We start from the raw sequence: 1,549 nt of genomic DNA on the forward strand, positions 1-1,549 counted from the left end.
CCGGCGATAAATGGCACTTGGACGAGGTCTTCGTCAAGATCGGCGGGGTGCACAAGTACTTGTGGCGGGCCGTGGACGCCGACGGGGACGTCCTGCAGGGTTTCGGCGTAGTCGCGTGACGCCCGGTTCGTGATCATCCGAGGCCGAGGAGTGCGAGGGGGCGGCGGGGGTTGCGGGCGTTGCGGCGGAGGCCGGCTGCGATGTTGTTCACTCCGGCTGCCCGGAGGGCTCCGATGGCGAGGTTGCGCCAGGTGGCCATCGCGCGGGGCGCGTTTCCGGTCCGCAACTGGGAGGCATCCTCGGCGAACGTGGTGTCGCGGACGTGATGCAGGGCCTCGATTTGCCAGTGATCACGCACGAGTTGGGCGAGCTTGGACGCGGTGGCCTGCTCGGCGGTCAGGCTGGTGACCGCGTAGACGGTCTTGATGGTGGTCTTGCCGGTCTTGCGGTCGGTGCGGCGGCGCTTGATCTGGATGGCCTGGCGGGCTCCGGGAAAGAGGAGGTTGTTCACCGTGGCGACCTTGATCCGGCGGATCTCGGTACGGCCGTGACCGACGTTCTTGGCGCGGCCCTGGAGCGGGATGTCCCTCCAGGGAAGGGACTTGAGCTGTCCGCGGAGCTTCTTCTGGTTGCCCTTGACGATCACGATGTAGTGCGCCGCGCGGCCCAGGAGGTAACCGGCATGCTCGCGCTGGGTGTGCATCGCATCGCTGGTGACCACGACGCCGGCCAGGTCCGCGACGGCGTCCAGCAGCGGCTGGAAACAGGTGATCTCGCCTGTCTTCTCGCCGACGTCCAACTGGGCCAGGACCAGGCCGGTGGTGTGCTCCACGGCGGCGAGCAGATGGATCTTCCGGCCGTTTGCCCTGGCCGCGCCGCGCAGGCTCTTGCCATCCACGGCCAGGCCGCGCAGCCCGGTGGCACCGGTCGTCCTCGGCCGGCGGTCGGCGAGCCAGCTCCCGACAGCCCGGTCCAGCGCATCGCAGTCGATGCGGGCCAGCAGTCGGCGGACCGTGGTCTCGGCAGGCAAGACCCGCCTGGGCAGCACCGGATCGGGGTGGCCGCCGGCCTGCTCGATCACATCCCCTGGGGCATCAGCGATCCACTCGCCGACCGCCAGCAGCGAGGTCGCTCCGGCCAGCACCGCACACGCGGTGAGCGCGAGGACGACGACCAGGTGGTGGCGCACCCCGCGTGGATCACGCGGGTCCGGCACCTCGGCCAGCCGCTCCAGCAGGCCCGGGACCTCCTCGGGTACGACCTGCGGACTCTCGCGCAGTTGGTCAAGGGCAGGCGGGATCAGCGATGATGCGTCGGCAGGCACGGTCTTCCACTCGGATCACGGGGCGTCGAGAACTCCATGATCTTGGAAGCCGTGCCTGTCACGTTCCGAGCCTGCCGCCGACTCGCCCGATCGTCACGAACCGGACGTCACGCGACTACGCCGAAGCCCTGGGACGTCCTGGACATCCTGGTCCAGAATCGCCGTGACAAGGCTGCGGCCAGGCGTTTCTTCCGTCGGCTCCTCACCACCACCGGGCAGGTGCCC

1 protein-coding gene and 2 pseudogenes are annotated in these 1,549 nt (G+C 69.3%); 2 read left to right on the forward strand and 1 reads right to left on the reverse strand.

The window, feature by feature from the left end; genetic code table 11:
- Window positions 1–95 (forward strand): annotated as a pseudogene (locus AB0M99_RS37765) (DDE-type integrase/transposase/recombinase); the annotation flags it as partial.
- A 38-nt stretch (window positions 96–133) separates the two neighbouring features.
- Here AB0M99_RS37765 and AB0M99_RS37770 read toward each other — a convergent pair.
- Window positions 134–1,324 carry an ISAs1 family transposase gene (locus AB0M99_RS37770; RefSeq protein ID WP_365928800.1) on the reverse strand — a complete coding sequence of 397 codons (1,191 nt, stop codon included), beginning with the start codon at window positions 1,322–1,324 and terminating at the stop codon, window positions 134–136.
- A 135-nt stretch (window positions 1,325–1,459) separates the two neighbouring features.
- Here AB0M99_RS37770 and AB0M99_RS37775 point away from each other — a divergent pair.
- Window positions 1,460–1,549: pseudogene (locus AB0M99_RS37775) on the forward strand (IS6 family transposase); the annotation flags it as partial.

It is taken from the genome of Streptomyces sp. NPDC051183, from assembly GCF_040682455.1.
GTDB lineage: Bacteria > Actinomycetota > Actinomycetes > Streptomycetales > Streptomycetaceae > Streptomyces.